This is a genomic window from Pseudomonas cavernae, from assembly GCF_003595175.1.
Taxonomy (GTDB): Bacteria; Pseudomonadota; Gammaproteobacteria; order Pseudomonadales; family Pseudomonadaceae; genus Aquipseudomonas; species Aquipseudomonas cavernae.
On the sequence record NZ_CP032419.1, the window covers coordinates 4,479,894 to 4,504,386 of the forward strand.

General features: G+C 69.0%; 27 protein-coding genes. 24 read left to right on the plus strand and 3 right to left on the minus strand.

Features of this window, described 5'->3' with window-relative positions:
* The first annotated feature begins 55 nt into the window (after positions 1-55).
* Positions 56-853 carry a universal stress protein gene (locus D3880_RS20330; RefSeq protein ID WP_119895230.1) on the plus strand — a complete coding sequence of 266 codons (798 nt, stop codon included), beginning with the start codon at positions 56-58 and terminating at the stop codon, positions 851-853.
* Between the two features lie 78 nt (positions 854-931).
* On the opposite strand, the gene D3880_RS20335 is transcribed toward D3880_RS20330, so the two are convergent.
* Positions 932-1,705 (minus strand): ParA family protein, encoded by a 774-nt coding sequence (locus D3880_RS20335; RefSeq protein WP_119895231.1) that lies wholly within the window; start codon positions 1,703-1,705, stop codon positions 932-934.
* Between the two features lie 220 nt (positions 1,706-1,925).
* Between D3880_RS20335 and D3880_RS20340 the strand changes: the two genes are divergently transcribed.
* The 23 genes from D3880_RS20340 to D3880_RS20450 all read left to right on the plus strand — a co-directional run bounded on the left by D3880_RS20340 (position 1,926) and on the right by D3880_RS20450 (position 21,753).
* The gene (locus D3880_RS20340) at positions 1,926-2,639 is read left to right on the plus strand and encodes a beta-ketoacyl synthase chain length factor (protein ID WP_119895232.1); all 714 of its coding nucleotides are present in this window, start codon (positions 1,926-1,928) and stop codon (positions 2,637-2,639) included.
* Positions 2,612-3,421: a lysophospholipid acyltransferase family protein gene (locus D3880_RS20345; RefSeq protein WP_177412186.1), complete on the plus strand. Its 810-nt coding sequence runs from the start codon at positions 2,612-2,614 to the stop codon at positions 3,419-3,421. The genes D3880_RS20340 and D3880_RS20345 overlap by 28 nt, the downstream gene beginning before the upstream one ends.
* The gene (locus D3880_RS20350) at positions 3,402-3,662 is read left to right on the plus strand and encodes a phosphopantetheine-binding protein (protein WP_119895233.1); all 261 of its coding nucleotides are present in this window, start codon (positions 3,402-3,404) and stop codon (positions 3,660-3,662) included. Before D3880_RS20345 ends, D3880_RS20350 begins: the two co-directional genes overlap by 20 nt.
* An 11-nt stretch (positions 3,663-3,673) precedes the next feature.
* Positions 3,674-3,931 carry an acyl carrier protein gene (locus D3880_RS20355; protein WP_119895234.1) on the plus strand — a complete coding sequence of 86 codons (258 nt, stop codon included), beginning with the start codon at positions 3,674-3,676 and terminating at the stop codon, positions 3,929-3,931.
* Positions 3,928-4,470: a COG4648 family protein gene (locus tag D3880_RS20360; protein ID WP_119895235.1), complete on the plus strand. Its 543-nt coding sequence runs from the start codon at positions 3,928-3,930 to the stop codon at positions 4,468-4,470. Before D3880_RS20355 ends, D3880_RS20360 begins: the two co-directional genes overlap by 4 nt.
* A complete protein-coding gene (locus tag D3880_RS20365) occupies positions 4,467-6,260 on the plus strand; it encodes an ApeI family dehydratase (RefSeq protein WP_420800841.1) in 1,794 nt (597 codons plus the stop codon). The genes D3880_RS20360 and D3880_RS20365 overlap by 4 nt, the downstream gene beginning before the upstream one ends.
* 129 nt (positions 6,261-6,389) lie before the next feature.
* Complete coding sequence (locus D3880_RS20370; RefSeq protein WP_119895236.1) at positions 6,390-7,124, plus strand: glycosyltransferase family 2 protein; 735 nt, start codon at positions 6,390-6,392, stop codon at positions 7,122-7,124.
* Positions 7,121-8,053, plus strand: a complete 933-nt coding sequence (locus D3880_RS20375; protein ID WP_119895237.1) for an LpxL/LpxP family acyltransferase — start codon at positions 7,121-7,123, stop codon at positions 8,051-8,053. The genes D3880_RS20370 and D3880_RS20375 overlap by 4 nt, the downstream gene beginning before the upstream one ends.
* Positions 8,034-9,575, plus strand: a complete 1,542-nt coding sequence (locus D3880_RS20380) for an HAL/PAL/TAL family ammonia-lyase (RefSeq protein ID WP_119895238.1) — start codon at positions 8,034-8,036, stop codon at positions 9,573-9,575. The genes D3880_RS20375 and D3880_RS20380 overlap by 20 nt, the downstream gene beginning before the upstream one ends.
* Entirely contained in the window at positions 9,568-9,993 is a 426-nt protein-coding gene (locus D3880_RS20385) for an acyl-CoA thioesterase (protein ID WP_119895239.1), read from the plus strand. Before D3880_RS20380 ends, D3880_RS20385 begins: the two co-directional genes overlap by 8 nt.
* Positions 9,990-10,583 carry an outer membrane lipoprotein carrier protein LolA gene (locus tag D3880_RS20390; RefSeq protein ID WP_119895240.1) on the plus strand — a complete coding sequence of 198 codons (594 nt, stop codon included), beginning with the start codon at positions 9,990-9,992 and terminating at the stop codon, positions 10,581-10,583. The genes D3880_RS20385 and D3880_RS20390 overlap by 4 nt, the downstream gene beginning before the upstream one ends.
* A complete protein-coding gene (locus D3880_RS20395; protein ID WP_119895797.1) occupies positions 10,573-12,894 on the plus strand; it encodes an MMPL family transporter in 2,322 nt (773 codons plus the stop codon). Before D3880_RS20390 ends, D3880_RS20395 begins: the two co-directional genes overlap by 11 nt.
* Positions 12,891-14,048 carry a cation:proton antiporter gene (locus tag D3880_RS20400; protein WP_119895241.1) on the plus strand — a complete coding sequence of 386 codons (1,158 nt, stop codon included), beginning with the start codon at positions 12,891-12,893 and terminating at the stop codon, positions 14,046-14,048. Before D3880_RS20395 ends, D3880_RS20400 begins: the two co-directional genes overlap by 4 nt.
* Entirely contained in the window at positions 14,035-15,285 is a 1,251-nt protein-coding gene (locus D3880_RS20405; RefSeq protein WP_119895242.1) for an NAD(P)/FAD-dependent oxidoreductase, read from the plus strand. The genes D3880_RS20400 and D3880_RS20405 overlap by 14 nt, the downstream gene beginning before the upstream one ends.
* Before the next feature lie 20 nt (positions 15,286-15,305).
* Complete coding sequence (locus D3880_RS20410) at positions 15,306-16,028, plus strand: class I SAM-dependent methyltransferase (RefSeq protein WP_119895243.1); 723 nt, start codon at positions 15,306-15,308, stop codon at positions 16,026-16,028.
* Complete coding sequence (locus D3880_RS20415; protein ID WP_119895244.1) at positions 16,025-16,516, plus strand: DUF3261 domain-containing protein; 492 nt, start codon at positions 16,025-16,027, stop codon at positions 16,514-16,516. Before D3880_RS20410 ends, D3880_RS20415 begins: the two co-directional genes overlap by 4 nt.
* Positions 16,516-17,718: a beta-ketoacyl-[acyl-carrier-protein] synthase family protein gene (locus tag D3880_RS20420; RefSeq protein WP_119895245.1), complete on the plus strand. Its 1,203-nt coding sequence runs from the start codon at positions 16,516-16,518 to the stop codon at positions 17,716-17,718. The genes D3880_RS20415 and D3880_RS20420 overlap by 1 nt, the downstream gene beginning before the upstream one ends.
* Positions 17,715-18,179 (plus strand): hotdog family protein, encoded by a 465-nt coding sequence (locus D3880_RS20425; RefSeq protein WP_119895246.1) that lies wholly within the window; start codon positions 17,715-17,717, stop codon positions 18,177-18,179. Before D3880_RS20420 ends, D3880_RS20425 begins: the two co-directional genes overlap by 4 nt.
* A gap of 91 nt (positions 18,180-18,270) precedes the next feature.
* Positions 18,271-18,999, plus strand: a complete 729-nt coding sequence (gene fabG, locus D3880_RS20430) for a 3-oxoacyl-ACP reductase FabG (RefSeq protein WP_119895247.1) — start codon at positions 18,271-18,273, stop codon at positions 18,997-18,999.
* Positions 18,999-20,225: a beta-ketoacyl-ACP synthase gene (locus tag D3880_RS20435; protein WP_119895248.1), complete on the plus strand. Its 1,227-nt coding sequence runs from the start codon at positions 18,999-19,001 to the stop codon at positions 20,223-20,225. The genes fabG and D3880_RS20435 overlap by 1 nt, the downstream gene beginning before the upstream one ends.
* 25 nt (positions 20,226-20,250) lie before the next feature.
* The gene (locus D3880_RS20440; RefSeq protein ID WP_119895249.1) at positions 20,251-20,652 is read left to right on the plus strand and encodes a hypothetical protein; all 402 of its coding nucleotides are present in this window, start codon (positions 20,251-20,253) and stop codon (positions 20,650-20,652) included.
* A gap of 24 nt (positions 20,653-20,676) precedes the next feature.
* Positions 20,677-21,120, plus strand: coding sequence for an excinuclease (locus D3880_RS20445; RefSeq protein WP_119895250.1), 444 nt, complete (start codon positions 20,677-20,679; stop codon positions 21,118-21,120).
* 39 nt (positions 21,121-21,159) lie between these two features.
* Positions 21,160-21,753 carry an Sbal_3080 family lipoprotein gene (locus D3880_RS20450; protein WP_119895251.1) on the plus strand — a complete coding sequence of 198 codons (594 nt, stop codon included), beginning with the start codon at positions 21,160-21,162 and terminating at the stop codon, positions 21,751-21,753.
* A gap of 50 nt (positions 21,754-21,803) precedes the next feature.
* Here the strand turns inward: D3880_RS20450 and hemE are convergent, their stop codons facing one another.
* Positions 21,804-22,871, minus strand: coding sequence for a uroporphyrinogen decarboxylase (hemE, locus tag D3880_RS20455; RefSeq protein ID WP_119895252.1), 1,068 nt, complete (start codon positions 22,869-22,871; stop codon positions 21,804-21,806).
* Between the two features lie 185 nt (positions 22,872-23,056).
* Entirely contained in the window at positions 23,057-24,475 is a 1,419-nt protein-coding gene (locus D3880_RS20460) for an FAD-dependent oxidoreductase (RefSeq protein ID WP_119895253.1), read from the minus strand.
* Between the last annotated feature and the right edge of the window lie 18 nt (positions 24,476-24,493).

Consider the following 24,493-nt stretch of genomic DNA (forward strand, 5'->3'; position numbering starts at 1 on the left):
CTCAAAACCCACCAGAGGTTTCGCGGCGCCGACGAGGCGCCGGGAGGGTCGCTCTATGGTCAAACACATCCTCATCGCCCACGACTTGCGCAGCACTGCCGATCTCGCCCTACGCCGCGCCGCCCAGCTGGCACGCCAGCACCACGCCCAGCTGACGCTGCTGCATATACTCGACAGCAGCCTGCCCACCGCCGCTCAGGAAAGCGCGCAACAGGCGCTCGACAGCAGCCTGACCCGCTTCGCCCCGCCCGGCAGCACACTACGCCTGTGCTACGGCCGGCCGGCCGAAGGCGTGCTGGAGCAGGTGCAGGAACTGGGCGCCGACCTGCTGGTGCTCGGTGCCCATCACCATCGCCACGAATTCTTTTCCGGCACCACCCTGGACCGCATCGCCCGCCGCTGCCCGGTGCCGCTGCTGCTGGCCTCGCGCGACGACGCCGCGCCCTACCAGCGGGCCCTGGCCGCCCTGGACTTCTCGCTCTGCGCCTGCACCGCCTTCGGTCAGGCCTATCGCCTGCTGCCGGCCGGCGCCGAGCTGCATGCGCTGCACGTGTTCGAGACACCCAGGGGCTCGGCGGCAGAGGTGGAGGCGCAGCTCACCACCCAGTGCGCGCTGATCGAACAGCTGCTGCATGACGAAGCGCAGAACCTACCCGCCAAGGGGCCCAGGCTTAGCCACAATGTGCAGCCGGGCAGCCTGCCACAGACGCTCCATGAAGCCCTCGGCAGCCGCCAACCGCAATTGCTGGTGCTCGGCAGCCATGGGCGCAGCGCACTGTCCCAGGCCCTGCTCGGCAGCCTGGCGCAGCACTGCCTGCATAAGGCGCCCTGCGACGTGTTGGTGGTGCGCTAAGAGGCCGCCCCGGACCCTCGCCAGGGTTGCCCTGCACAAAAAAGGCGCCGAATGGCGCCCTCGATCTCAACGACGGGCTTAACCCTTGCCCTCCAGCACCCGGTGCAGCTCGACGAACTGCTGACTGAGCTTGTGCCGCGGCTCCAGATGGATCAGCGGCATGCAGGCCTGGTGCGACTCGCGCATCTTCACCGAACTCATCAGGTATACCGGCAACACCGGCATGTCTTCGGCGATCAGCTCGTCGAGCAACTGTTGCGGCAGGCTGGCGCGCGGCTGGAACTGGTTGACCACGATGCCCTCGACCTGCAGGTCCTCGTTGTGATCCTCCTTGAGCTCGGCGATCTCCTGCAGCAGGCCGTACAGCGCCTGGCGCGAGAAGCTGTCGCAGTCGAAGGGAATCAGGCAGCGATCGGCGGCGATCAGTGCGGAAATCGCGTAGAAATTCAGCGCTGGCGGGGTATCCAGGTAGATCCGCTCGTAATCCTCGTCCAGCTCTTCCAGCAGTTTGCGCAGCTTGTTGATCTTGTGCTTCGCCTCCAGCTTCGGCTGCAGGTCGGCCAGCTCGGCGGTGGCGGTGATCACGTGCAGGTTGTCGAACGGCGTCTCATAGATGTCGACCTTGCCCTTCTTGGCGAAGGGCCCGGACGCCAGGGTCTGCTTGAAGAAGTCGGCGATGCCCATGGGGATATCGTCGCCGGTCAGGCCGGTGAGGTAATGGGTGGAGTTGGCCTGGGCGTCGAGATCGACCAACAACGTGCGGTAACCCTCCGCCGCACTCACCGCCGCCAAGTTGCAGGCGATGCTGGACTTGCCCACTCCGCCTTTCTGGTTGAATACCACGCGCCGCATCGCACACCCCCTGATCACATGAATAGCCCTGGAGTCTATGCAAAGGCCATGACAAGGGCGAGTGGCAAGGCTGATTCGTCCGGCAAATGTAACCAGGATTTGCCTGCATCCGGCCCGCTCTGGATAATGCCGGCAGTCTGCCACGGCACCCCGGTCAGGCTGCGCAGTCAAAGCCTATGGAAGGGATGCCCGGAAAGGGCCGCAAAGAGCTCTCTATCTAATGCATTTCAGGATCGAACAATGGCGAGCTTGGGCCCCGGGCCTGGACAGTGCGGCCGACTGGCACGCCTGGAGCCACACCCCAGTCGCCCAGCCTGACGACGGCCAGCAGCCGGACGTCGGCTTCCTCCCCGCCCTGCAACGTCGCCGCCTCAGCCGCCTGGCGCGGATGATGTTTCATGTCGCCTGGCCGTTGGCCGACGGCCGGGGCCCGCTGCCACTGGTGTTCGCCTCGCGCCACGGCGAAACCTCGCGCACCCTGGCGGTGCTCGAAGACCTCGGCCGCGGCGAGCCGCTGTCGCCGACCCAGTTCAGCCTCTCGGTGCACAACGCGATCATCGGCCTGTGGTCGATCCTGCGCGGCGACACCAGCGAGATGAGCGCCATGGCCGCCGCAGGCGACGGCCTCGAGCAGGCCCTGCTGGAAGCCGCCGGTCTGCTCGGCGACGGCGCCGCGGCGGTGCTGCTGGTGGTCGCCGAAGAACTGCCGCCGGCGCTGTACCGGCCGTCCATCGACGACGTGCCGTTCTCCTACGCCCTGGCCCTGCGCCTGAGCGCCACGCCCGACTGGCAGCTCGAGCTGGCCAGCGGCGACGGCCCGCGCAGCGCCTGGCCGCATTCCCTGGAACTGGTGCGCGCGCTGAGCCTGCACCGGACCACCCTGCAACATCACTGCAAAGGTCGCCAATGGAACTGGTCACGCAGCAAGGCATGAGTCCCTACAGCGCGCCCTGGTGGTGGCGACTGATCGCCACCGCGCTGAGCTTCAGCCTGTTCGGCATCGGCGGCGTGCTGCTGCGCGTGCTGGTGTTCCCGCTGCTCGGCCTGCTGCCGGGCGACGCCCGGGTCCGTCGCACCCGCGCGCGCCGGGTGGTCAGCCGCAGCTTCCGCTGGTTCGTCGAATTCATGTTCCGCAGCGGCGTGCTGACCTACGAAGTGGAAGGCGCCGAGCGCCTCGGCCGTCCCGGGCAGATGGTGATCGCCAACCACCCCTCGCTGATCGACGTGGTGGTGCTGATCGCCTTCATCCGCGACGCCAACTGCGTGGTCAAGCAGAGCCTGTGGGACAACCCGTGCATGCACGGGCCGATCCACGCCTGCGGCTACATCAGCAACAGCGGCAGCCTGGACATGCTCGACGAAGCCGCCGCCGCGCTGCAGGCCGGCGAGACGCTGATCGTCTTCCCCGAAGGCACGCGCACCACGCCCGGCCAGGCGCCGCAATTCCACCGCGGCGCCGCCGCCATCGCCCTGCGCGGCGCCCAGCTGGTCACCCCGGTGGTGATCAGCGTCAGCCCGACCACCCTGACCAAGGCCGAGCCCTGGTACAGCATTCCGTCGCGACGTTTCCATTTCCGCCTGCGCGTCGGTCAGGATATCGACCCACGCCAGTTCAGCGCCCTGGGCCCCGCGCCCGTCGCCTCGCGCAAGCTGAATGACCATTTGCACCAGCACTTTATGAAGGAGCTCGCCGAAGATGAGCGATCTGCAACTTGAGATCAAAAGCCTGATCATCGAGGCCCTCGGCCTCGAAGACATGACCACCGATGACCTGGCCGCCGACCTGACCCTGTTCGGCGACGGCCTCGGCCTGGACTCGGTGGACGCCCTGGAACTCGGCCTGGCCATCCAGAAACGCTTCGGCATCAAGATCGACGCCGAAGCCAAGGACACCCGCAAGCATTTCGCCAACGTGGCCAGCCTGGCGGCTTTCGTCAGCGCCCACCAAGCCGCGTGAAGGACAGCCCCATGCAGAACCGTGACGAAATCTTTGCCAGCCTGCGCGACACCCTGGTCGAGCTGTTCGAGCTGGACCCGGCGCAGATCACCCTGGAGGCCAACCTCTACCAGGACCTGGAAATCGACAGCATCGACGCGGTCGACCTGATCGACCACATCAAGCGCCAGACCGGCAAGAAGATCGCCGCCGAGGACTTCAAGTCGGTGCGCACCGTCCATGACGTGGTCGAGGCGGTGTTCCGCCTGGTGTCCGCGGAAGGCCTATGAGCCGCCTGCTCGGCCTGCTGCTGGTCGTGGCCGGCCTGGCCTACCCGTTCGTCGTGCACTACGGCCTCGACCACCAGCTGCCGCCGCGCCTGCTCGCCCTGCTGCTCGGCGGCCTGTGGCTGGCGCGCCTGTTCGCCCGCGGCCCCGGCAACCGCTGGATGGCGCTGGCCGCACTGGGCTTCTGTCTGCTGCTCGGCGTGGCCGGCGAGCCGGGGCTGTTGCGCTGGTATCCGGTGCTGATGAGCGCCCTGCTGCTGACGGTGTTCGGCCTCAGCCTGCGTTCCGGCATGCCGCTGGTCGAGCGTCTGGCGCGCCTGCGCGAGCCCGAGCTGCCGGCCGTGGCGGTGCGCTACACGCGCCAGGTCACGGTGGTCTGGAGCCTGTTCTTCCTGGTCAACGGCCTGATCGCCGCCGCCCTCACCCTGTGGGCGCCGCTGGCCTGGTGGACGCTGTACAACGGCCTGATTGCCTATGGGCTGATGGGCTTGCTGTTCGCCGGCGAGTGGCTGGTGCGCCAGCGCGTGCGGAGGTTCGCGTGAGCTGGATCGGCGCCGAGCGCCTGCTGTTCGCCACCACCCACCGCCCGGCCTGCGAGGAGCTCGACCACGCCGCGCTGTGCGCCGCCGCGCTGCGCTTCGCCGCGCAGTTGCAGGCCGCCGGCGTCCGGCGCTTGGCCCTGCACCTGGAAGACGCCGGCGAGCTGGCCGTGGCCCTGCTCGGCGCCTGGCGCGCCGGCGTCGCCGTGCTGCTGCCGGCCGATGGCCAGGCGCAGATGCGCGAGCGCCTGAGTACACAGGTCGACCTGTGGCTGGACCGTCTGGAGCTCGACGCCAGCCTCGCGCCGCTGGAGCCGGCCGCGCTCGACCTCGACAGCTGCCAGCTGACCCTGTGCACGTCCGGCTCCAGCGGTGCCCCCAAGCCGATCGCCAAGACCCTGCGCCAGCTGGCCAACGAGGTCGAAGCGCTGGAACGCCTGTGGGGCGCCGAGCTGGGCGACGCCACCATCGTCGGCAGCGTCGCCGCGCAGCACATCTACGGCCTGCTGTTCCGCGTGCTCTGGCCGCTGTGCGCCGGCCGCCGCTTCGTGCGCCAGGCCCAGCCGTTTCCCGAGGACCTGCAGCGGGTCAGCCTGGCAATCGCCAGGGATGCGGGAAGCGTCGCGAGCGCAGCTGAGGCAAGGCAGGAACCGGCGAGGCCGCGGAGTTTACAGGCGGTAAATGAGCAGGCCGAGCCGGTTTCTAACGCCGCCTCAGTAAGCGCAGCAGCTTCCAGCGCCCCTGGCTTCGCCTGGGTCGCCAGCCCGGCACTGTTGAAACGCATGGGCGACAACCTCGACTGGCCGGCGCTGCGCGCGGTGCGTCGGGTGTTCTCCTCCGGCGGTCCGTTGCCGACCGAGGCGGCGCAGGCGCTCGACGAACGCCTCGGCCAAGCGCCGACGGAGATTTATGGCAGCTCGGAAACCGGCGGCATCGCCTGGCGCCAGGGTGGCGAACTGTGGACGCCGTTCGCCGCGGTGCAGCTGACACTGAATGACGACGGCGCGTTGCGGGTCGCTTCGCCCTACCTGCCGGCCGGACAGGTCGAGCAGACCGCCGACGCCGCCGAGTTCGCCGCCGATGGGCGCTTCCGTCTGCGCGGCCGCCTCGACCGCATCGTCAAGCTGGAAGAGAAACGCATCTCGCTGCCGGCGCTGGAACAGGCGCTGCTGCTGCATCCTTGGATCATCGATGCGCGCCTCGGCGTGCTGCAGGAGGGCCGCGCCTTCCTCGGTGCGCTGGTCGTGCTGAGTCCGGCCGGCCTGCACGCGCTGCGCAACCAGGGCCGCCGCGCCCTGACCAACGGCCTGCGCCGCCACCTGGCCGGGCATTGCGAAGCCATCGCCCTGCCGCGCCGCTGGCGCCTGCTCGAGCAGCTGCCCTATAGCAGCCAGGGCAAGCTGGCCCAGGCCCAGGTCGAGGCGCTGCTCGCCGCGCCACGACCGACCCAGGTCGAACCGCTGAGTGCCGTCGAGCAGGATGGCGAATGGCAACTGGAACTGGTGGTGCCACTCGATCTCGCACACTTCTCCGGGCATTTCCCGACGGTGCCGGTGCTGCCTGGCGTGGTGCAGATCGACTGGGCGCAACAGCTGGCGCGGCGGCTGATCGCCGACCTGCCGCCGCGCTTCGCCGGCATGGAAGTGCTCAAGTTCCAGCAACTGGTGCGCCCCGGCGACCGCCTGCAGCTGGCGCTGCGTTTCGACAGCACGCGCGGCAAGCTGTACTTCGCCTTCCGCAACGGCGCGGCGGCCTGCTCCTCGGGACGCATCCTGCTCGGAGCTGCGCAGTGATGGGTATCGCGGTGCTCCACCCATCCTACGAGGAGCGTACCGCCGTGAGCCTCCGTAGGTTGGTGTTGAGCGCAGCGATACCCAACAACACGGCGATGGGCCGTGACATTGCCGATGCAGGGGTTGGCCATGCATAACCCCTGCGCCGTGATCCCCGTGTACAACCACGAACACGCACTGCCGGCCGTGGTCGCCGTGCTGCGCGACGCTGGCTTGCCCTGCGTACTGGTCGATGACGCCTCCAGCGCCGACTGTGCCGCGGTGATGGATCGCCTGGCTGGCACGACGGACACCTTCCTCGTCCGCCTGCCGCGCAACCAGGGCAAGGGCGGCGCGGTGATGGCCGGCCTGCGCGAGGCGCAGCGCCTGGGTTTCAGCCATGCGCTGCAGGTCGACGCCGACGGCCAGCACGATCTCGGCGACGTCGCGCGCTTCCTCAACCTGTCGCAGCAGCAACCGCAGGCGCTGATCTGCGGCTACCCGCAGTACGACGCCAGCGTGCCGAAGAGCCGCCTCTACGCGCGCTACCTGACGCATGTGTGGGTGTGGATCAACAGCCTGTCGCTGTCGATCCGCGACGGCATGTGCGGCTTCCGCGTCTACCCGCTGGCCGCCAGCGTGGCGCTGCTCGACTCGGCGCGCCTCGGCCGGCGCATGGATTTCGACCCCGAGTTCCTGGTGCGCATGGCCTGGCGCAACCAGCCGATGCACTGGCTGCCGACCCGCGTGCACTACCCGCTCGACGGCCTCTCGCACTTTCGCCTGTGGCACGACAACGCGCTGATCGCGAAGATGCACGCCAAGCTGTTCTTCGCCATGCTCGCGCGCCTGCCGCTGATTCTCTGGCGCCGGTGGCGGGCATGAGCGCGCAACACTGGGCCAGCCAGCGCGAGCGCGGCAGCTTCCTGCTGATGAAATTCACCGCCGGCGCCGCCCGCCGCCTCGGGCGCCGCGCCCTGGCGCCGCTGCTGTACCTGATCGTCGGCTACTTCTTCCTGTTCGGCGGCAAGGCGCGGCGCAGCATTCACGCCTACCAGCAGCGCCTCGCCGCCTGGAGCGGGCGCGCCGAACTGGGCCCGCGCACGGGCTCGGTGTTCGCCCAGTTCCTCGCCTTCGCCGAGGCGCTGCTCGACAAGCTGGACATCTGGAGCGGCCGCCTCGACCCCGCGCAGATCGAGCTGATCGATCCCCACGACCTGCGCGGCCAGCTGCGCGGCGCGCGCGGCCAGCTGCTGGTCGGCGCCCACCTCGGCAACCTCGAGGTCTGCCGCGCCCTGGCCGAGCTCGGCGAGAAGGTGCAGATGAACGTGCTGGTACACACCAAGCATGCCGAACAGTTCAACCGCCTGCTGGGCGAGGCCGGCGCCAGCCACCTGCGTCTGATCCAGGTCAGCGAGCTGGACCCGGCGATCATGCTGCAGCTCTCCGAGCGCCTGGAACGCGGCGAGTGGCTGGCGATCGCCGGCGACCGCGTGCCGCTGCATGGCGGGCGCAACGTCACGGTCGACTTCCTCGGCCGCCCGGCGGCATTCCCCCAGGGCCCCTGGCTGCTCGCCGGCCTGCTGCACTGCCCGCTCAACCTGATGACCTGCGTGAAGCAGGACGGCCGCTACCGCGTGTACCTCGAGCCCTTCGCCGAGCGCGTGCAGTGGAAACGCGGCGAGCGCGACGCGGTGATCCGCGCCTGGGTGCAGCGCTACGCCGAACGTCTCGGCCAGCTGTGCCTGCTGGCGCCGCGGCAATGGTTCAACTTCTACCCGTTCTGGAACGAGCATGACGACACAGCAGCCTGAACCCGTCATTTTTGGTGAGCGCCCGCTCAGCATCGAAAACGTCGTCGCCCTCAGCCAGCGCCGCGCCCGCGCCTGCCTGCAGGCCGACGCCGCCTACCGCGCGCGGATCGCCCGCGGCGCGCAGTTCCTCGACGGCCTGCTCGATCGCGAAGGCAGCATCTACGGGGTGACCACCGGCTACGGCGACTCCTGCGTGGTCAGCGTGCCGCTGCACCAGGTCGAGGCGCTGCCGCGCCACCTGTTCACCTTCCACGGCTGCGGGCTGGGCAAGCTGCTCGACGAGGCGAGCACCCGCGCGGTGCTCGCCGCGCGGCTGCAGTCGCTGTGCCAGGGCGTCTCCGGGGTGCGCGTGGAGCTGCTCGAACGCCTGCAGGCGTTTCTCGACCACGACGTGCTGCCGCTGATCCCCGAGGAAGGCTCGGTCGGCGCCAGCGGCGACCTGACCCCGCTGTCCTACGTCGCCGCCACCCTCAGCGGCGAACGCGAAGTGCTGTATCGCGGCGAGCGGCGCACGGCGGCCGAGGTGCATGCCGCGCTCGGCTGGGCGCCGCTGTGCCTGCGACCCAAGGAAGCCCTGGCGCTGATGAACGGCACCGCGGTGATGACCGCGCTGGCCTGCCAGGCCTACAGCCGCGCCGACTACCTGCTGCAGCTGGCCACGCGCATCACCGCGTTCAACGTGGTGGCGCTGGCCGGCAACCCGGAGCACTTCGACGAACGGCTGTTCGCCGCCAAGCCGCACCCGGGGCAGATGCAGGTCGCCGCCTGGCTGCGCCAGGACCTCGCCATCGACGGCCCGACGCCGCCGCTGCACCGCCTGCAGGACCGCTACTCGCTGCGCTGCGCGCCGCACGTGCTCGGTGTGCTGGCCGACAGCCTGGGCCTGCTCCGCCAGTTCATCGAGATCGAGCTGAACAGCGCCAACGACAACCCGCTGATCGACCCGGACGCAGGCCGCGTGCTGCACGGCGGGCACTTCTACGGCGGGCATATCGCCTTCGCCATGGACAGTCTGAAGAACCTGATCGGCAACCTCGCCGACCTGCTCGACCGGCAGCTCGCCCTGCTGGTCGACGTGCGCTACAACCACGGCCTGCCGAGCAACCTGTCCGGCGCGCCGGCCGAGACGGCGATGATCAACCACGGCTTCAAGGCAGTGCAGATCGGCGCCAGCGCCTGGACCGCCGAAGCGCTGAAGAACAGCATGCCGGCCAGCGTGTTCTCGCGCTCCACCGAATGCCACAACCAGGACAAGGTGAGCATGGGCACCATCGCCGCGCGTGACGCGTTGCGCAGCCTGGAGCTGGCCGAACAGGTCGCCGCCGCCACCCTGCTGGCCGCCAACCAGGGCGTCTGGCTGCGCCAGCGCGACGCGGCGCGCAGCCTGCCGGCGCCGCTGGCAGCAATGCATGCCCAGCTGTCCGCCGAATTCCCGCCGGTGATCGAAGACCGCGCCCTGGAAGGCGAGCTGCGCCTGTGCCTGACCCGCATCCGCGCCCAGCACTGGAGGCTCTATGCGTAGTCAGGGCGTGCTGCAGGCCGAGGTCGAAGTGCAGGTACCGTTCTTCGACGTCGACATGATGGAAGTGGTCTGGCACGGGCATTACGTCAAGTACCTGGAGGTCGCCCGCTGCGCCCTGCTGGACAAGCTCGGCCACAACTACAGGCAAATGCGCGAGGCCGGCTACGCCTGGCCGATCATCGATCTGCAGCTGCGCTACATCCGCGGCGCGACCTTCGGCCAGCGCCTGCGCGTGCGCGCCGACCTGGTCGAGTGGGAGAACCGCCTGAAGATCAACTACCTGATCAGCGACGCCAGCAGCGGTGAACGCATGACCCGCGCCAGCACCGTGCAGGTCGCGGTGGAAATCGCCAGCCGCGAGATGCTGCTGGCCTCGCCCAAGGTGTTCGTCGAGGCCGTGGAACGGGCGCTGGCATGAAGCGCCTGCTCACCGTCGCGCTGCTGCTCGCCGCGCCGCTGGTCCAGGCCTTCGACCTCGACCAGCTCAGCGCGCAGCTGGCCAAACCGGCGGTGGTGCGCGGCCCGTTCGTCCAGGAGAAGCACCTGCGCGCGCTGCCCCAGCCGCTGACCAGCCGCGGCCAGTTCGTCCTGTCGCGCGAACATGGCCTGCTCTGGCAGCTGCAGACGCCGCTGCAGCAGGACTACCGCATCGATGCACAGGGCATCGCCAAGCGCACGCCACAGGGCTGGCAAACCCAGCCCGGCCAGGACGTCGCCGCGCAACAGAGCCGCTTGTTTCTTGCCGTACTCAAGGGCGACCGCAGTGGCCTGGAACGCGATTTCGACCTGCAGCTGAGCGGCGACGCGGACAACTGGCGCCTGCACCTGAGCCCGCGCTCGCTACTGCTCAAGCAGATCTTCAGCGCCATCGAGATCGACGGCGGCGCGTTAGTGCAGCGCATCGAATTGCGCGAAACCCAGGGCGACAGCAGCGTGCTGCGCCTGCCGCAGAGCCAGGCCGGCCCTGAATTGAGCGACACGGAGCGGTCCGATTTTGCTGCCGACTGAACGCCTGCTGCCGCGCCTGTTCCTGTTCCTGCTCGCCGCGTTGCTGGCCCTGGCCGCCTGGCAATGGCGCGCCGGTGCGCCCGTCGAAGCCAGTATGCTCAGCCTGCTGCCGCAGGGCGCCGGCGATGCGCGAGTACAGCAGGCCGAGCAGCGCATGCAGGAGCCGCTGAATCGCGAGCTGCTGGTGCTGGTCGGTCATCCGCAGCGCGACCAGGCGATCGCCCTGGTGCAGCAGATTGGCCAGCACTGGCAGGCCGAGCAGCGCTTCGCGCGGGTGCAGTGGAGCCTCGATGCCGACTTGCCGGCGCTACGCGACCAACTGCGCGCCAGCCGCCTGGGGCTGTTGCCAGCCGCCGATCGCGCGCAGCTGATCGAACAACCGGACGCCTTCGTCGAACGACGCGCCGCGCAGCTGTTCGACACCTTCGGCAGCATCGCCCTGTTGCCCACCGCGCAGGACTGGCTAGGTCTCGGTGCCCGCGCGCAACAGGCGCTCAACCCGCACAGCCGCATCCAGGCCGACCTGGCCAGCGGCGCGCTACTCCTCGACGAACCCGGCATGACCTGGGCATTGCTGCGCGCCCGCAGCCACGACGATGCCTTCGACCTGCACGCGCCACCGCTGATTGCCGCCGACGTGGCCGAGACGCGTCAGCAGGTCGAACAGGCCGGCGGCCAGCTGCTGGCGGCCAGCGGCGTGCTCTACGCCGCCGCCGGGCAGGCCAAGGCCACCCGCGAAATCAGCCTGATCGGCGGCGGCGCCGCGCTCGGCACCTTGCTGCTGTTGCTGCTGGCGTTCCGCCGTGCGCGGGTGCTACTCAGCCTGCTGCCGATCGGCGTCGCCCTGCTCGCCGGGACCACCGCCTGCGTGCTGGTGTTCGGCGAGATCAACGCGCTGACCCTGGTGCTCGGCGCCAGCCTGATCGGCGTCGCCGCCGACTACCCGCAGCACTACCTGAGCAAGAGCTGGGGCGCCGCCGACTGGCGCAGCTGGAGCGCCCTGCGCGCCACCCTGCCGGGACTGACCCTGAGCCTCGGCACCAACCTGATCGGCTACCTGGCGCTGGCCTTCACGCCGTTCCCGGCGCTGACCCAGATCGCCCTGTTCTCCGCCGCCGGGCTGATCGGCGCCTACCTGTGTTCGGTGTGCCTGCTGCCGGCCTGGCTCAGCGGCCTGCGCCTGACGCCGCCGGCCGGCGTGCTGCGCTTCTGCCAGCGCCTGCTGGCGCTGCGCGTGCGGCTGCTGGCGAAGACTGGCAGCGGGCCGCTGCTCGCCCTGCTGCTGGCCTTCTGTGCCGGCGGCCTGTGGCAGCTGCACAGCCAGAACGACCTGCGCCAGTGGCTGGGCAGCGAGCCGCGTCTGCAGGCCGAGGCACAGCGCATCGCCGCGCTGACCGGCCAGCAGCCGACCAGCCAGTTCTTCCTGGTGCGCGGCGCCGACGAGGCGCAGCTGCTGGAACGCCAGGCCGCCCTGGCCCGGCGCCTCGACCCGCTGCTCGCCGACGGCACGCTGCGCGGCTACCGCGCGCTCAGCCAGCTGGTCGCCCCGGCCTCGCAGCTCGAGGCGCTGCGCGGCGCGCTGCGCCAACTGCCGGCGCACTGGCAACCGCTGCTCGCCGCCGGCCTGCAGGAAGCCGCGCTGCGCGCGGAGCTGGACGCCCTGCTCGGCGCGCCGCAGCCCGACCTGGAACAGGCCCTCGCCGGCCCGCTCGGCGAGCCCTGGCGGCCGCTCTGGCTGGGTCGCGATGGCGACGGCGCGGCCGGACTGGTCAGCTTCCAGGGCCAGGCCGACGCGGCGCGTCTGCAGGCCGCCGCCGAGGGTCTCGCCGGCGTGCAGCTGGTCGACCGCCTCGGCGAGCTGAACCGCCTGTTTGCCGCCACCCAGTTCAGCGCCGCCGAACTCAAGCTGCTCTCCTGCGTGGCCATCGTGCTGCTCCTGTCCCTGCCGTTCGGCCTCGCCGGCGCGCTGCGCGTGGTCAGCCTGCCGCTGCTCGCCGCTCTCGCCGCGCTGGCCTGCCTCGGCTGGCTCGGCCAGCCGCTGACCCTGTTCAGCCTGTTCGGCCTGCTGCTGATCACCGCCATCGGCGTCGACTACGCGATCCTCATGCGCGAGAACATCGGCGGTCCGGCGGTCAGCCTGCTCGGCACGCTGCTCTCGGCGCTGACCAGCTGGCTGTCGTTCGGCCTGCTGCTGATCAGCCAGACCCCGGCGATCGCCAACTTCGGCCTGGCGATCAGCCTCGGCCTGCTGTTCTGCTTCCTGCTCGCGCCCTGGGCCGGCAGCAGCGACCTTGTGGAGGAGTCGCCATGAGCGTGCTCGGTTTCTGGCTGCTCGCCCTGGCGCTGTACACCCTGGTGGCGACGCTCGGCGGCCGCCGGCTGCTGCCCATCGTCGGCCAGTTGCTGGTCGCCAGCCTGGCGATCCCGGCGCTGCTGCTCGGCTGGGTCGAGCCGCACTGGCAGCTGGACGCCCGCGCGCTGCTCGCCCCGGCCTGGGTCGAGGCGCTCTACGGCCTGTGCTTCGCCCTGCTGCTCGGCTACATCCTCAGCGACGTGATCGACCTGGAATTGAGTCCCGCCTGCCTGAAGATCGCCCTGCCGAGCTTCCTGGTGCCGCTGCTCGCCGGCATCGCCTGCGCCGTCTGGCTGCTGCCCGGCCCGCGCGACTGGCTGAGTGCGCTGGGCATCGGCCTGCTGTTCTCGATCACCGCGATCCCGGTGCTCTACCTGTTCCTGCAGAGCATCGACTATCCGCCGGTGGCGACCCGCCGCCTGCTGCACACGGCGATCCTCATGGACTTCCTGTGCTGGAGCCTGTTCGGCCTGGCCCAGGGCAGCGCCCAGCCGACCAGCCTGCTCGCCCCGCTGGCCGCCGCCGCCCTGCCGCTGCTGCTGCACCGCCTCGGTCTGCGCCACCCGCTGGTCTACAGCCTGCCGTTCTTCGCCCTGATGCTGCTGTTGCAGAGCCTCAAGCTCAACGCCCTGGTGTTCGGCATCGGCTACCTGCTGTGCCTGGCCGCGCTGCGTCAGCCGCTGCGCCTGCCGCTGCCCGAACGTCACTGGAAGCGCCTGCTCAACGGCGTGGCGGTGCCGCTGATCCTCACCTGCGGCGTGCTGCGCGTGGACTTCCACGGTCTCGCCGGCGACTACCCGTGGAGCGCCTTCGCCGCGCTGCTGGTGCTGCCGGTGCTGAGCAAGGTGCTCGGCAGCTGGCTCGGCCTGCACTGGGCCGCACCGGCGGCGCCGGCGCGCCTGAAGTGGCGCGAGAGCCTGCTGCTGAACATCCGCGGCCTGACCGAGGTGGTGTTCCTCAACCTGTTGCTGCAACAGCAGCTGATCGACGCGCCGGTGTATTTCGGCCTGCTGCTGATGAGCCTGTTCTCCACCCTGCTGCCGGCCCTGCTCGGCAAGCGCCACCCCGTCCATTCCGAACCCGAGGCAAGGAGCCGCTATGAAGTTTCCTGAAGTCGAACAGCGCCAGGTCGTGGTGATCGGCGCCGGCCCGTCCGGCGCCATCGCCGCCGCCCTGCTCAAGCGCCAGGGCCACGACGTGCTGGTGCTGGAACGCCAGCGCTTCCCGCGCTTCTCCATCGGCGAGAGCCTGCTGTCGCACTGCCTGGACTTCGTCGAGGAGGCGGGCATGCTCGACGCGGTCCGCGCCGCCGGCTTCCAGACCAAGCACGGTGCGGCTTTCGCCTGGGGCGAGCGCTATAGCGAGTTCGACTTCCGCGACAAGTTCACCGCCGGCCAGGGCTCGACCTTCCAGGTGCTGCGTGCCGACTTCGACAAGCTGCTGGCCGACCAGGCCGCGCTGCAGGGCGTGGAAATCCGCTACGAGGAAGAAATCGTCAGCGCCGACTTCAGCGGCGACTGCCCGCGCCTCGGCGTGCGCCGCCTGGCCGACGGCCACGAGTACCAGGTCGAGTGCACCTTCGTCCTCGACGGCAGCGGCTACGGCCGCGTGCTGCCGCGCCTGCTCGACCTCGACCAGCCGTCCGACTTCCCGGTGCGCCAGGCGCTGTTCACCCATGTCGAGGACCGCATCGCCGCGGACGCCGGCTTCGACCGCGAGAAGATCCTGGTCACCACCCATCCGACCCTGCGCGACGTGTGGTTCTGGACCATCCCGTTCAGCAACGGCCGCTGCTCGCTCGGCGTGGTCGCCGACGCGCAGCGCTACGCCGGCCGTGGCAGCGACCTGGACGCCTGTCTGCAGCAGTTCGTCGCGGAAACGCCGAGCCTGTCGCGGGTACTCGGCAACGCGCTGTGGGACACCCCGGTGCGCGCCCTCGGCGGCTACGCGGCCAACGTCAAGCGCCTGCACGGGCCGGGCTTCGCGCTGCTCGGCAACGCCGCGGAATTCCTCGACCCGGTGTTCTCCTCCGGGGTGACCATCGCCATGCGCTCGGCGAGCATGGCCGCCGGCCTGCTGCACCGTCAGCTCGGCGGTGAGGCGGTGGACTGGGAGGCGGAATTCGCCGTGCCGCTCAAGCGCGGCGTCGATGCGTTTCGCGCCTACGTCGAGGGTTGGTACGACGGTACCTTCCAGGACGTGATCTATTACCAGAACGCCTCGCCGGATATCCGCCGGATGATCTGCTCGATCCTCGCCGGCTACGCCTGGGACGAGCGCAACCCCTACGTCGCCGAGCCCAAGCGACGCCTGCGGGTACTCGCCGAACTCTGCGCCCAGCCCGCCTGAGCCATGGAAAAGGACTTCACATGACCCGCGCCGCCGCCACCTACGTCGAGGAAACCGGCTTCGGTTTCTGGTTCCTGCAGAGCCATGTCTGGCAGCACCACGTGCTGCGCGTGGCGATCAACGACCTGCGCGGCCTGCTCGATGGCCCGCTGCCGAGCGCGCCAGTGCTGCTGGACGCCGGCTGCGGCCAGGGCCGCTCGTTCCGCCTGCTGCACGAGGCCTTCGCCCCGGTGCGGCTGATCGGCCTGGACGCCGATCCGCACAGCCTCGCCTGCTCGCGCGCCGAGGCCGAACGCCTGGGCCTGGAGGTCGAGCTGATCGCCAGCGACTGCGCGGCGATCCGTCTGCCCGACGCCAGCGTCGACCTGCTGTTCTGCCACCAGACCTTCCACCACCTGGTCGAGCAGGAGCGCGCGCTGGCCGAGTTCTGGCGGGTGCTCAAGCCGGGCGGCGTGCTGCTGTTCGCCGAGTCGACCAAGTTCTACATCGACACCTGGGTGATCCGCTGGCTGTTCCGCCACCCCATGGAAGTGCAGAAGAGTGCCGAGGAGTACCTGGCCATGCTGCGCGAGCAGGGCTTCCAGTTCGCCGCGCGCAACCTCTCCTATCCCTACCTGTGGTGGAGCCGCGCCAAGGACTTCGGCCTGCTTGAGCGCTGGGGGCTGATGCGGCCGAAGCCGGTCGGCCAGCGCGACGAGACCCTGGTTAACGTCGCCGCGCGCAAGCCGTTGGAGGCGCAGTGATCCGCGCGCTGTTGCTCGGCCTGTGCCTGCTGCTGACCGCCTGCGCCGCCCGCACGCCGCTGCCGAGCACTGCGCCGGCGCTGGCCTTGCCGCTGTCGCTGCATATCCAGCGCGACGACGGTACGGCGAGCCAGGACTGGCTGCTGGTGGTGCAGGACGAGGCCGGCGCGCTGCGCTGGTCGCTGTTCGATCCGCTTGGCGTGCCGCTGGCCCGCCAGCAGCTGGCCGGCGGCGAGTGGCGCAGCGACGGCCTGCTGCCGCCGAATGCCGAGGCCCGCGAGCTGTTCGCCGCGCTGCTGTTCGCCCTCACCCCGAGCGCGCAGCTGGCGCGCATCTATCCGCCGGACGAGTGGGTGGCGGCCGATGGTCAGCGCCGGCTTAACCCGGACTGGCAGATCGGCTACCGTGCGCCGCTGGACTTCACCTTGAATCGCGCCGCGGGCCCGCACTATCGGGTCACCGCGCTCAGCCCGGAACCCGACTCCTGATGCCCAGTTATCTCAACGTCCTCGGCGTGATCTGCGCCCTCGGCGCGGACAAGCAGGCGGTCGCCGATGCGCTATTCGCCGGCGACGCTCACGGCATGCAGGCGCAGCCCGGCTGGGTCGCCGAGCGCGCGCTGACCGTCGGCGCGGTCAGCGCCGCGCTGCCGGCGATGCCGCCCGGCCTGGAAGCCGCGCACAGCCGCAACAACCAGTTGCTGCTCGCCGCCGCCCTGCAGATCGAGGCGCCGATCCGCGCCGCCATCGCCCGCTACGGCGCGGCACGCGTCGGCGTGGTGCTCGGCACCAGTACCTCGGGCATCCACGAGGCCAGCCAGAGCATCGCCGCCTGGCAACGCGACGGCCAGCTGCCGGCCGACTACCACTACGCCCAGCAGGAGATGAGCGCGCCGGCGACCTTCCTCAGCGGCTGGCTGCAGCTCGGCGGGCCCAGCTACTGTCTGTCCACCGCCTGCACCTCCAGTGCGCGCGCCCTGCTCAGTGCCCATCGCCTGCTGCAGCAGGATCTCTGCGACGCGGTGCTGGTCGGCGGCGTCGACAGCCTGTGCCGGCTGACCCTGAATGGCTTCTCCGCGCTGGAAGCGGTGGCCGCCGAGCGCTGCAACCCGTTCTCCGCCAACCGCCGCGGCATCAATATCGGCGAGGCGGCGGCGCTGTTTCTGATGACCCGGGAGCCGACGGATGACGGCTGCACGCCGATCGCCCTGCTCGGCGGCGGCGCCAGCTCCGACGCCCACCATATCTCCGCGCCGCAGCCCGAGGGCCTCGGCGCCCAGGCGGCGATGCAGCGCGCGCTGGCCAGCGCGGGCATCAGTGCGGCGCAGATCGACTACCTCAACCTGCACGGCACCGCCACCGCGCACAACGACGCCATGGAAAGCCTGGCGGTCGCCGCGCTGTTCCCCGCCGGAGTGCCCTGCTCGTCGACCAAGCCGCTCAGCGGCCACACCCTGGGCGCCGCCGGTGTGCTGGAGGCGGCCTTCTGCTGGCTGACGCTGAGCCCGTACAATGCCGACCGCCGACTGCCGCCACACCTCTGGGACGGCGTCGCCGAGGCCGCGCTGCCGCACCTCGACCTGGTCGCGCCCGGCCGCCGCCTGGCCAAGTCCAGCGGCCACCGGCTGATGAGCAATTCCTTCGCCTTCGGCGGCAGCAACCTGTCGCTGATCCTCGGAGACCTCCCATGAACCGCTGGCCCCTGGCCGAACTGCTGCCGCACGCCGGCGACATGATCCTCATCGACGAGCTGCTCACCTGCAGCGAAGAAGCGGTCGAGACGCGCCTCTGCGTGCGCCCCGGCGGCCTGTTCAGCCAGGCCGACGGCAGCCTGCCGGCCTGGGTCGGCCTCGAGCTGATGGCGCAGAGCGTGGCCGCCTACGCCGGCTACCAGGCGCGTCTGGCCGAACGCCCGGTGGAACTCGGCTTCCTGCTCGGCACGCGCAAGTTCGAGTGCAACGTCGAGCGCTTCCCGGCCGGCAGCGAGCTGCGCATCCGCGGCCTGCGCTCGCTGCAGGACGACAACGGCATGGGCGTCTTCGAATGCCACCTCGAGGGCGACGGCATCGCCGCCTCCGCGCGCCTAAACGTATTCCGTCCGCCGCACCCGGACGGCTATCTGCAAGAACCCGCTCAGGACTCCCCCGCATGACCGACCCGATCCTGGTCACCGGCTCCAGCCGCGGCCACCTAGCCCATGCCGGCGCGGGCGAGACGCCCGCCGCAGCATCAAGAGATCGCGCATGACCGATTCTATTTTGGTAACCGGCTCCAGCCGCGGCATCGGCCGCGCCATCGCCCTGCGTCTGGCGCGCGCCGGCTTCGATATCGTGCTGCACTGCCGCAGCCGCCGTGACGAGGCGGACAAAGTCCAGGCCGAGATCGAGGCGCTCGGCCAGAGCGCCCGCGTGCTGCAGTTCGACGTCGCCGACCGCGCCGCCTGCCGCGCCGCCCTGGAAGCCGACGTCGAGGCGCACGGCGCCTACTACGGGGTGGTGTGCAACGCCGGCCTGACCCGCGACGGCGCCTTCCCGGCGCTGACCGACGAGGACTGGGACCAGGTCCTGCGCACCAACCTCGACGGTTTCTACAACGTGCTGCAGCCGCTGACCATGCCGATGATCCGCCGCCGCGCGCCGGGGCGTATCGTCTGCATCACCTCGGTGTCGGGGCTGATCGGCAACCGCGGCCAGGTCAACTACAGCGCCTCCAAGGCCGGCGTGATCGGCGCCGCCAAGTCGCTGGCCATCGAGCTGGGCAAGCGGCGCATCACGGTCAACTGCGTGGCGCCGGGGCTGATCGACACCGATATCCTCGACGAGCAGGTGCCGGTCGAGGAGATCCTCAAGCTGATCCCGGCGCAGCGCCTGGGCACGCCGGAGGAAGTGGCCGGCGCGGTGAATTTTCTGATGTCCGAGGAGGCGGCCTACATCACCCGCCAGGTCATCGCAGTCAACGGAGGACTCTGCTGATGAAACGCGTGGTCGTCACCGGCATGGCCGGCATCACTTCGCTCGGCAACGACTGGGCGAGCATCGAGGCGGCGTTCCGCGCCAACCGCAGCGGCATCCGCCGCATGGACGAGTGGGATCGCTTCAGCGAACTGAACACCCGCCTGGCCGGGCCGATCGACGACTTCGGCGTGCCCAAGCACTGGACCCGCAAGCAGCTGCGCAGCATGGGCCGCGTCTCGCGGCTGGCGGTGGCGGCGGCCGAACGTGCCCTGGAGGACGCCGGCCTGCTCGGCGACCCATGCATCCAGGACGGGCGCATGGGCGTGGCCTGCGGCTCGTCCACCGGTAGCACCGACGAGATCAAGACGTTCGGCAACATGCTGCTGAACTCGGTGGCCGACGGCCTCAACGCCAACTCCTACGTGCGCATGATGCCGCACACCACGGCGGCCAACATCAGCATCTTCTTCGGCCTCACCGGCCGCCTGATTCCCACCTCCAGCGCCTGCACCAGCGGCAGCCAGGGCATCGGCTACGCCTACGAGGCGATCAAGTTCGGCCGCCTGCCGCTGATGCTCGCCGGCGGCGCCGAGGAACTCTGCCCGACCGAGGCCATGGTGTTCGACGCGCTGTACGCCACCAGCCTGAAGAACGATGCCCCGCACAGCACGCCGCGCCCCTACGACAACGGCCGCGACGGCCTGGTGATCGGCGAGGGCGGCGGCATGCTGGTGCTCGAGGAGCTGGAGCATGCGCTGGCACGCGGCGCGCGCATCCACGCCGAGATCGTCGGTTTCGGCAGCAACGCCGACGGCGCGCACATCACCAAGCCGGAACAGCTGACCATGCGCGGCGCCATGCAGCTGGCGCTGGACGACGCCGGCCTGAGCCCGGACTCCATCGGCTACGTCAACGGCCACGGCACCGCTACCGAGCAGGGCGACATCGCCGAAACCCTGGCCACCGCCGAGCTGTTCGGCAGCCGCATGCCGATCAGCTCGCAGAAGAGCTTCCTCGGCCACACCCTTGGCGCCTGCGGTGCGTTGGAGTCCTGGTTCAGCATCGAGATGATGAACCGCGACACCTACATCCACACCCTCAACCTCGACGAAGTCGACCCGCGCTGCGGCGAACTCGACTACCTGCGCGGCGAGGTGCGGCAGATGCACCACGACTACGTGATGAACAACAACTTCGCCTTCGGCGGGGTCAACACCTCGCTGATCTTCCGCCGCTGGGCCTGACCGCCGCCAATCAAGGAGATTAGGAATGTCCCTTCCATTGCGTACCCTGCTGCTGACAGCCGGTTTGACCATCCTGGCCGGCTGCACCAGCAAGCCCGTCGTCACCGTCGAGCAGAACGTGCCCGCCATCCATACCGGCGCGGCCATCGACACCCAGCGCGCGATCGTCAGCGCCCTGGGCAAGCGCGGCTGGCAGGTGCAGCAGGTCAGCAGCAACCAGGTGCTGGCGGAGATCACCCTGCGCGGTCGCCATCATGCGGAAATCACCATTCCCTACCGGCCCGATCACTACACCATCCAGTACCGCAGCAGCTGGGGGCTGGACTATAAGAATGGCAAGATCCATCGCAACTACAACCGCTGGGTGAACAACCTCAACAGCAGCATCTTGCGCGAACTGCAAAGCCAGCCCGTAAGCAAACTCTGATCCACCCTCATCAAGGAAGACACCATGCAACTCAAAGCCCTGATCACCAGCTCCGCCCTCCTGCTCGCCGCCCTGCCGGGCCTCAGCCAGGCCCGCGACACCACCTTGCACCTCGATTTCGACGCCATCGTCGCCCAGGCTACCCAGGCCGGGCGCCTGGACGGCAGCGTGAAGTTCTACCTGGCCGGCGAGCAGGTGCCGGGCAAGGTTGCCCCACTGAACGACGCCGTCACCAACAAGAAGACCAACGCCTTCAACAAGAGCGACGAGGAAGCCTGTGCCTGGGTGCTGCAGTCGGCCCTGGTCACCCTACAGGACGCCGCCAAGAAGACCGGCGCCAACGCCGTGGTGGATATCGTCAGCTACTACAAGCGCAACGAATTCCGTGACCCGCAGAAATATGAGTGCCATGCGGGCGCCTTCGTCGCCGGCGTGGCCCTCAAGGGCAAGCTAGCCAATGTCCAATAGGCCCCCGCCCATAAGCATCACATCGTCCAGGAATCAACTATGCCCACCAGACTCATCCTCGGCGCGCTGGCGCTCAGCGCCCTAAGCGGTTGCAGCATCCACCAGCAAGTCGACCCAGCCCAACTCGGCACCGACAGCGCAGCGGAAATCTGCATGATCGGCGCCAGCGGGGTGCGCGAAGGCTTCACGCAAACCTACCGCAGCGCCTTGCAGCAGAAGGGCTTTGCCGTCACCGAACTGAGCCCGGGCTCAAGCCCCTCGGCCTGCCCGCTAAGCACGACCTATACCGGCACCTGGAAATGGGATCTGGCGCTCTATATGGCCTATGCCGAAATGCGCGTGTATCAGCAGGGGCGGCAAGTCGGCCAAGCGGTCTACGACTCACGCTCGGGGAGCGGCCGACTGGATAAGTTCATCGACGCCGAGAGCAAACTCAACGAGTTGGCCGATCAACTGTTCCCCCCGGACAGCGTCAACCTTGGCCGTCCCGCGGCCTCAGCTAGCGCCCCCGCCACGCCGGCGGCGCCGAAGAGCCGCGCCCAGCTGATCGAAGAGCTGAACCGGGAACGCTTGTCCTACGAGGAATACCAACGGCGTTACCGGGAAATCACTCAGGCCAGCGAGACTCACTAACGCTGGCGCGCCATAGCAAAAGGGCCGCTAATGCGGCCCTTTTGCTTCGTTCAGCGATGGTACTGCGCCGACAATTCGTGCACCGCCTCGAGGAAGGCGCCGGCGTGCGCCGGGTCGACTTCCGGGGTGATGCCGTGGCCGAGGTTGAACACGTGGCCGCTGCCCTGGCCGTAACTGGCGAGGATGCGCGCCACCTCGGCGCGGATCGCCGCCGGCTGGGCGTACAGCACGGTGGGGTCCATGTTGCCTTGCAACGCCACTTGGTCGCCGACCCGGCGACGGGCGTCGCCGATCTCGCAGCCCCAGTCCAGGCCGAGGGCGTCGGCGCCGCTGGCGGCAATGGACTCCAGCCACAGGCCGCCGTTCTTGGTGAACAGGATCACCGGCACCTTACGGCCGTCGTGCTCGCGGATCAGCCCGGCGACGATCTGCTTCATGTAGGCCAGGCTGAACTCCTGGTAGGCCGCCGCCGACAGGTTGCCGCCCCAGGTGTCGAAGATCTGCACCGCTTGCGCGCCGGCGCGGATCTGGCCATTGAGGTAGCTGGTCACCGACTGCGCCAGCTTGTCGAGCAGCGCATGCATGGACTGCGGGTTGTCGTAGAGCATGGCCTTGGACTTGCGGAAGTCCTTGCTCGAACCGCCTTCGACCATATAGGTGGCCAGGGTCCAGGGGCTGCCGGAGAAACCGATCAGCGGCACGCGGCCATTCAGTTCGCGGCGAATGGTGCGCACCGCGTCCATCACGTAACCGAGATCCTGTTCCGGATCGGGAATCGGCAGGGCGGCGATATCGGCGGCGCTGCTGATCACCTTCTTGAAGCGCGGCCCCTCGCCGGTCTCGAAGTACAGGCCCTGGCCCATGGCGTGGGGAATGGTCAGGATGTCGGAGAACAGGATCGCCGCATCCAGCTGCGGGTAGCGGTCCAGCGGCTGCAGAGTGACCTCGCAGGCGAACTGCGGGTTCATCATCAGCCGCATGAAGTCACCGGCCTTGGCCCGGCTAGCGCGATACTCCGGCAGGTAGCGACCGGCCTGACGCATCATCCATACAGGGGTGACGTCGACGGGTTGCTTGAGCAGGGCGCGGAGGAAGCGGTCGTTCTTCAAGGCAGTCATGGGCAGTGTTCCCAAAATCGGCAGCAAAAAAGTGCGGGCATTTTCGTAGGGTGGATTAGCCGCAGCGCGGCGTAATCCACCGCCCACTCACAAAAAGGTGGGCAATTGTCGCAAAGCCCAATGCAAAAGGCACGGCGAGTGCCGTGCCTTTTGTCCGTCGCGACGATATGCCGCGCGCCGAGCGGTCAGACGTTCAGGTAATCGAGGATGCCTTCGGCGGCGTTACGCCCCTCGAAGATCGCCGTCACCACCAGGTCGGAACCGCGCACCATGTCGCCACCGGCGAAGATCTTCGGGTTGCTGGTCTGGTGCTTGAACTGGCCCTGTTCCGGCGCCACCACGCGACCTTGGCTGTCGGTCTGGATGCTGAGCTGCTCGAACCAGGCAGCCGGGCTCGGGCGGAAGCCGAAGGCGATCAGCACGGCTTCGGCCGGGATGATTTCCTCGGACCCGGGGATCGGCTCGGGGCTGCGACGGCCACGGGCGTCCGGCTCGCCGAGACGGGTCTCGACCACCTTGACGCCTTCCACCTTATCCTCGCCGACGATGGCGATGGGCTGGCGGTTGAAGAGGAATTTCACCCCCTCTTCCTTGGCATTCTTCACTTCCTTGCGCGAACCGGGCATGTTCTCGGCGTCACGGCGGTAGGCGCAGGTGACGCTCTTGGCGCCCTGGCGGATCGAGGTGCGGTTGCAGTCCATGGCGGTGTCGCCACCGCCGAGCACCACGATTTTCTTGCCCTTCATGTCGACGAAGTCTTCCGCGCTCTTCTCGAAACCGAGGTTGCGGTTGACGTTGGCGATCAGGAAGTCCAGGGCATCGTGCACACCCGGCAGGTCTTCGCCAGGGAAGCCGCCCTTCATGTAGGTGTAGGTGCCCATGCCCATGAACACGGCGTCGTATTCGGCGAGCAGTTGCTCGATGCTCACGTCAGTGCCGATCTCGGTGTTCAGGCGGAACTCGATGCCCATGCCACCAAAGACTTCGCGACGACGGCTCATCACGGTCTTTTCCAGCTTGAACTCGGGGATGCCGAAGGTCAGCAGGCCGCCGATTTCCGGGTTCTTGTCGAACACCACCGGGGTCACGCCGTTGCGCACCAGCACGTCGGCGCAGCCGAGGCCGGCCGGACCGGCACCGATCACCGCGACGCGCTTGCCGGTCGGCTTGACCTTGGACATGTCCGGGCGCCAGCCCATGGCGAAGGCGGTGTCGGTGATGTACTTCTCCACCGAGCCGATGGTCACCGCGCCGAAGCCGTCGTTGAGGGTGCAGGCCCCCTCGCACAGACGATCCTGCGGACACACGCGACCGCAGACTTCCGGCAGGGTGTTGGTCTGGTGCGACAGCTCGGCGGCAGCCAGGATGTTGCCTTCCGAAACCAGCTTCAGCCAGTTCGGAATGAAGTTGTGCACCGGGCACTTCCACTCGCAGTACGGGTTGCCGCAGCCGAGGCAGCGATGCGCTTGCTCACACGCCTGCTGCGGCTTGAACGGCTCATAGATCTCGACGAACTCTTTCTTGCGCTGGCGCAGGAGTTTCTTCTTCGGATCTTTGCGCCCGACCTCGATGAACTGGAAGTCGTTGTTCAGACGTTCAGTCATTTCAAAACCTCATCAAAC

What these genes read in the sequence shown, in the direction of transcription:
- D3880_RS20355 (WP_119895234.1), top strand. Translation starts at nt 3,674, where the DNA reads ATGCAGAACCGTGACGAAATCTTTGCCAGCCTGCGCGACACCCTGGTC.
- D3880_RS20400 (WP_119895241.1), top strand. Translation starts at nt 12,891, where the DNA reads ATGAGCGTGCTCGGTTTCTGGCTGCTCGCCCTGGCGCTGTACACCCTG.
- D3880_RS20445 (WP_119895250.1), top strand. Translation starts at nt 20,677, where the DNA reads ATGCAACTCAAAGCCCTGATCACCAGCTCCGCCCTCCTGCTCGCCGCC.
- D3880_RS20425 (WP_119895246.1), top strand. Translation starts at nt 17,715, where the DNA reads ATGAACCGCTGGCCCCTGGCCGAACTGCTGCCGCACGCCGGCGACATG.
- D3880_RS20385 (WP_119895239.1), top strand. Translation starts at nt 9,568, where the DNA reads ATGCGTAGTCAGGGCGTGCTGCAGGCCGAGGTCGAAGTGCAGGTACCG.
- D3880_RS20330 (WP_119895230.1), top strand. Translation starts at nt 56, where the DNA reads ATGGTCAAACACATCCTCATCGCCCACGACTTGCGCAGCACTGCCGAT.
- D3880_RS20410 (WP_119895243.1), top strand. Translation starts at nt 15,306, where the DNA reads ATGACCCGCGCCGCCGCCACCTACGTCGAGGAAACCGGCTTCGGTTTC.
- D3880_RS20405 (WP_119895242.1), top strand. Translation starts at nt 14,035, where the DNA reads ATGAAGTTTCCTGAAGTCGAACAGCGCCAGGTCGTGGTGATCGGCGCC.
- D3880_RS20360 (WP_119895235.1), top strand. Translation starts at nt 3,928, where the DNA reads ATGAGCCGCCTGCTCGGCCTGCTGCTGGTCGTGGCCGGCCTGGCCTAC.
- D3880_RS20420 (WP_119895245.1), top strand. Translation starts at nt 16,516, where the DNA reads ATGCCCAGTTATCTCAACGTCCTCGGCGTGATCTGCGCCCTCGGCGCG.
- D3880_RS20440 (WP_119895249.1), top strand. Translation starts at nt 20,251, where the DNA reads ATGTCCCTTCCATTGCGTACCCTGCTGCTGACAGCCGGTTTGACCATC.
- D3880_RS20335 (WP_119895231.1), bottom strand. Translation starts at nt 1,705, where the DNA reads ATGCGGCGCGTGGTATTCAACCAGAAAGGCGGAGTGGGCAAGTCCAGC.
- D3880_RS20380 (WP_119895238.1), top strand. Translation starts at nt 8,034, where the DNA reads ATGACGACACAGCAGCCTGAACCCGTCATTTTTGGTGAGCGCCCGCTC.
- D3880_RS20375 (WP_119895237.1), top strand. Translation starts at nt 7,121, where the DNA reads ATGAGCGCGCAACACTGGGCCAGCCAGCGCGAGCGCGGCAGCTTCCTG.
- D3880_RS20345 (WP_177412186.1), top strand. Translation starts at nt 2,612, where the DNA reads ATGGAACTGGTCACGCAGCAAGGCATGAGTCCCTACAGCGCGCCCTGG.
- D3880_RS20435 (WP_119895248.1), top strand. Translation starts at nt 18,999, where the DNA reads ATGAAACGCGTGGTCGTCACCGGCATGGCCGGCATCACTTCGCTCGGC.
- hemE (WP_119895252.1), bottom strand. Translation starts at nt 22,871, where the DNA reads ATGACTGCCTTGAAGAACGACCGCTTCCTCCGCGCCCTGCTCAAGCAA.
- D3880_RS20460 (WP_119895253.1), bottom strand. Translation starts at nt 24,475, where the DNA reads ATGACTGAACGTCTGAACAACGACTTCCAGTTCATCGAGGTCGGGCGC.
- D3880_RS20450 (WP_119895251.1), top strand. Translation starts at nt 21,160, where the DNA reads ATGCCCACCAGACTCATCCTCGGCGCGCTGGCGCTCAGCGCCCTAAGC.
- D3880_RS20390 (WP_119895240.1), top strand. Translation starts at nt 9,990, where the DNA reads ATGAAGCGCCTGCTCACCGTCGCGCTGCTGCTCGCCGCGCCGCTGGTC.
- D3880_RS20340 (WP_119895232.1), top strand. Translation starts at nt 1,926, where the DNA reads ATGCATTTCAGGATCGAACAATGGCGAGCTTGGGCCCCGGGCCTGGAC.
- fabG (WP_119895247.1), top strand. Translation starts at nt 18,271, where the DNA reads ATGACCGATTCTATTTTGGTAACCGGCTCCAGCCGCGGCATCGGCCGC.
- D3880_RS20370 (WP_119895236.1), top strand. Translation starts at nt 6,390, where the DNA reads ATGCATAACCCCTGCGCCGTGATCCCCGTGTACAACCACGAACACGCA.
- D3880_RS20350 (WP_119895233.1), top strand. Translation starts at nt 3,402, where the DNA reads ATGAGCGATCTGCAACTTGAGATCAAAAGCCTGATCATCGAGGCCCTC.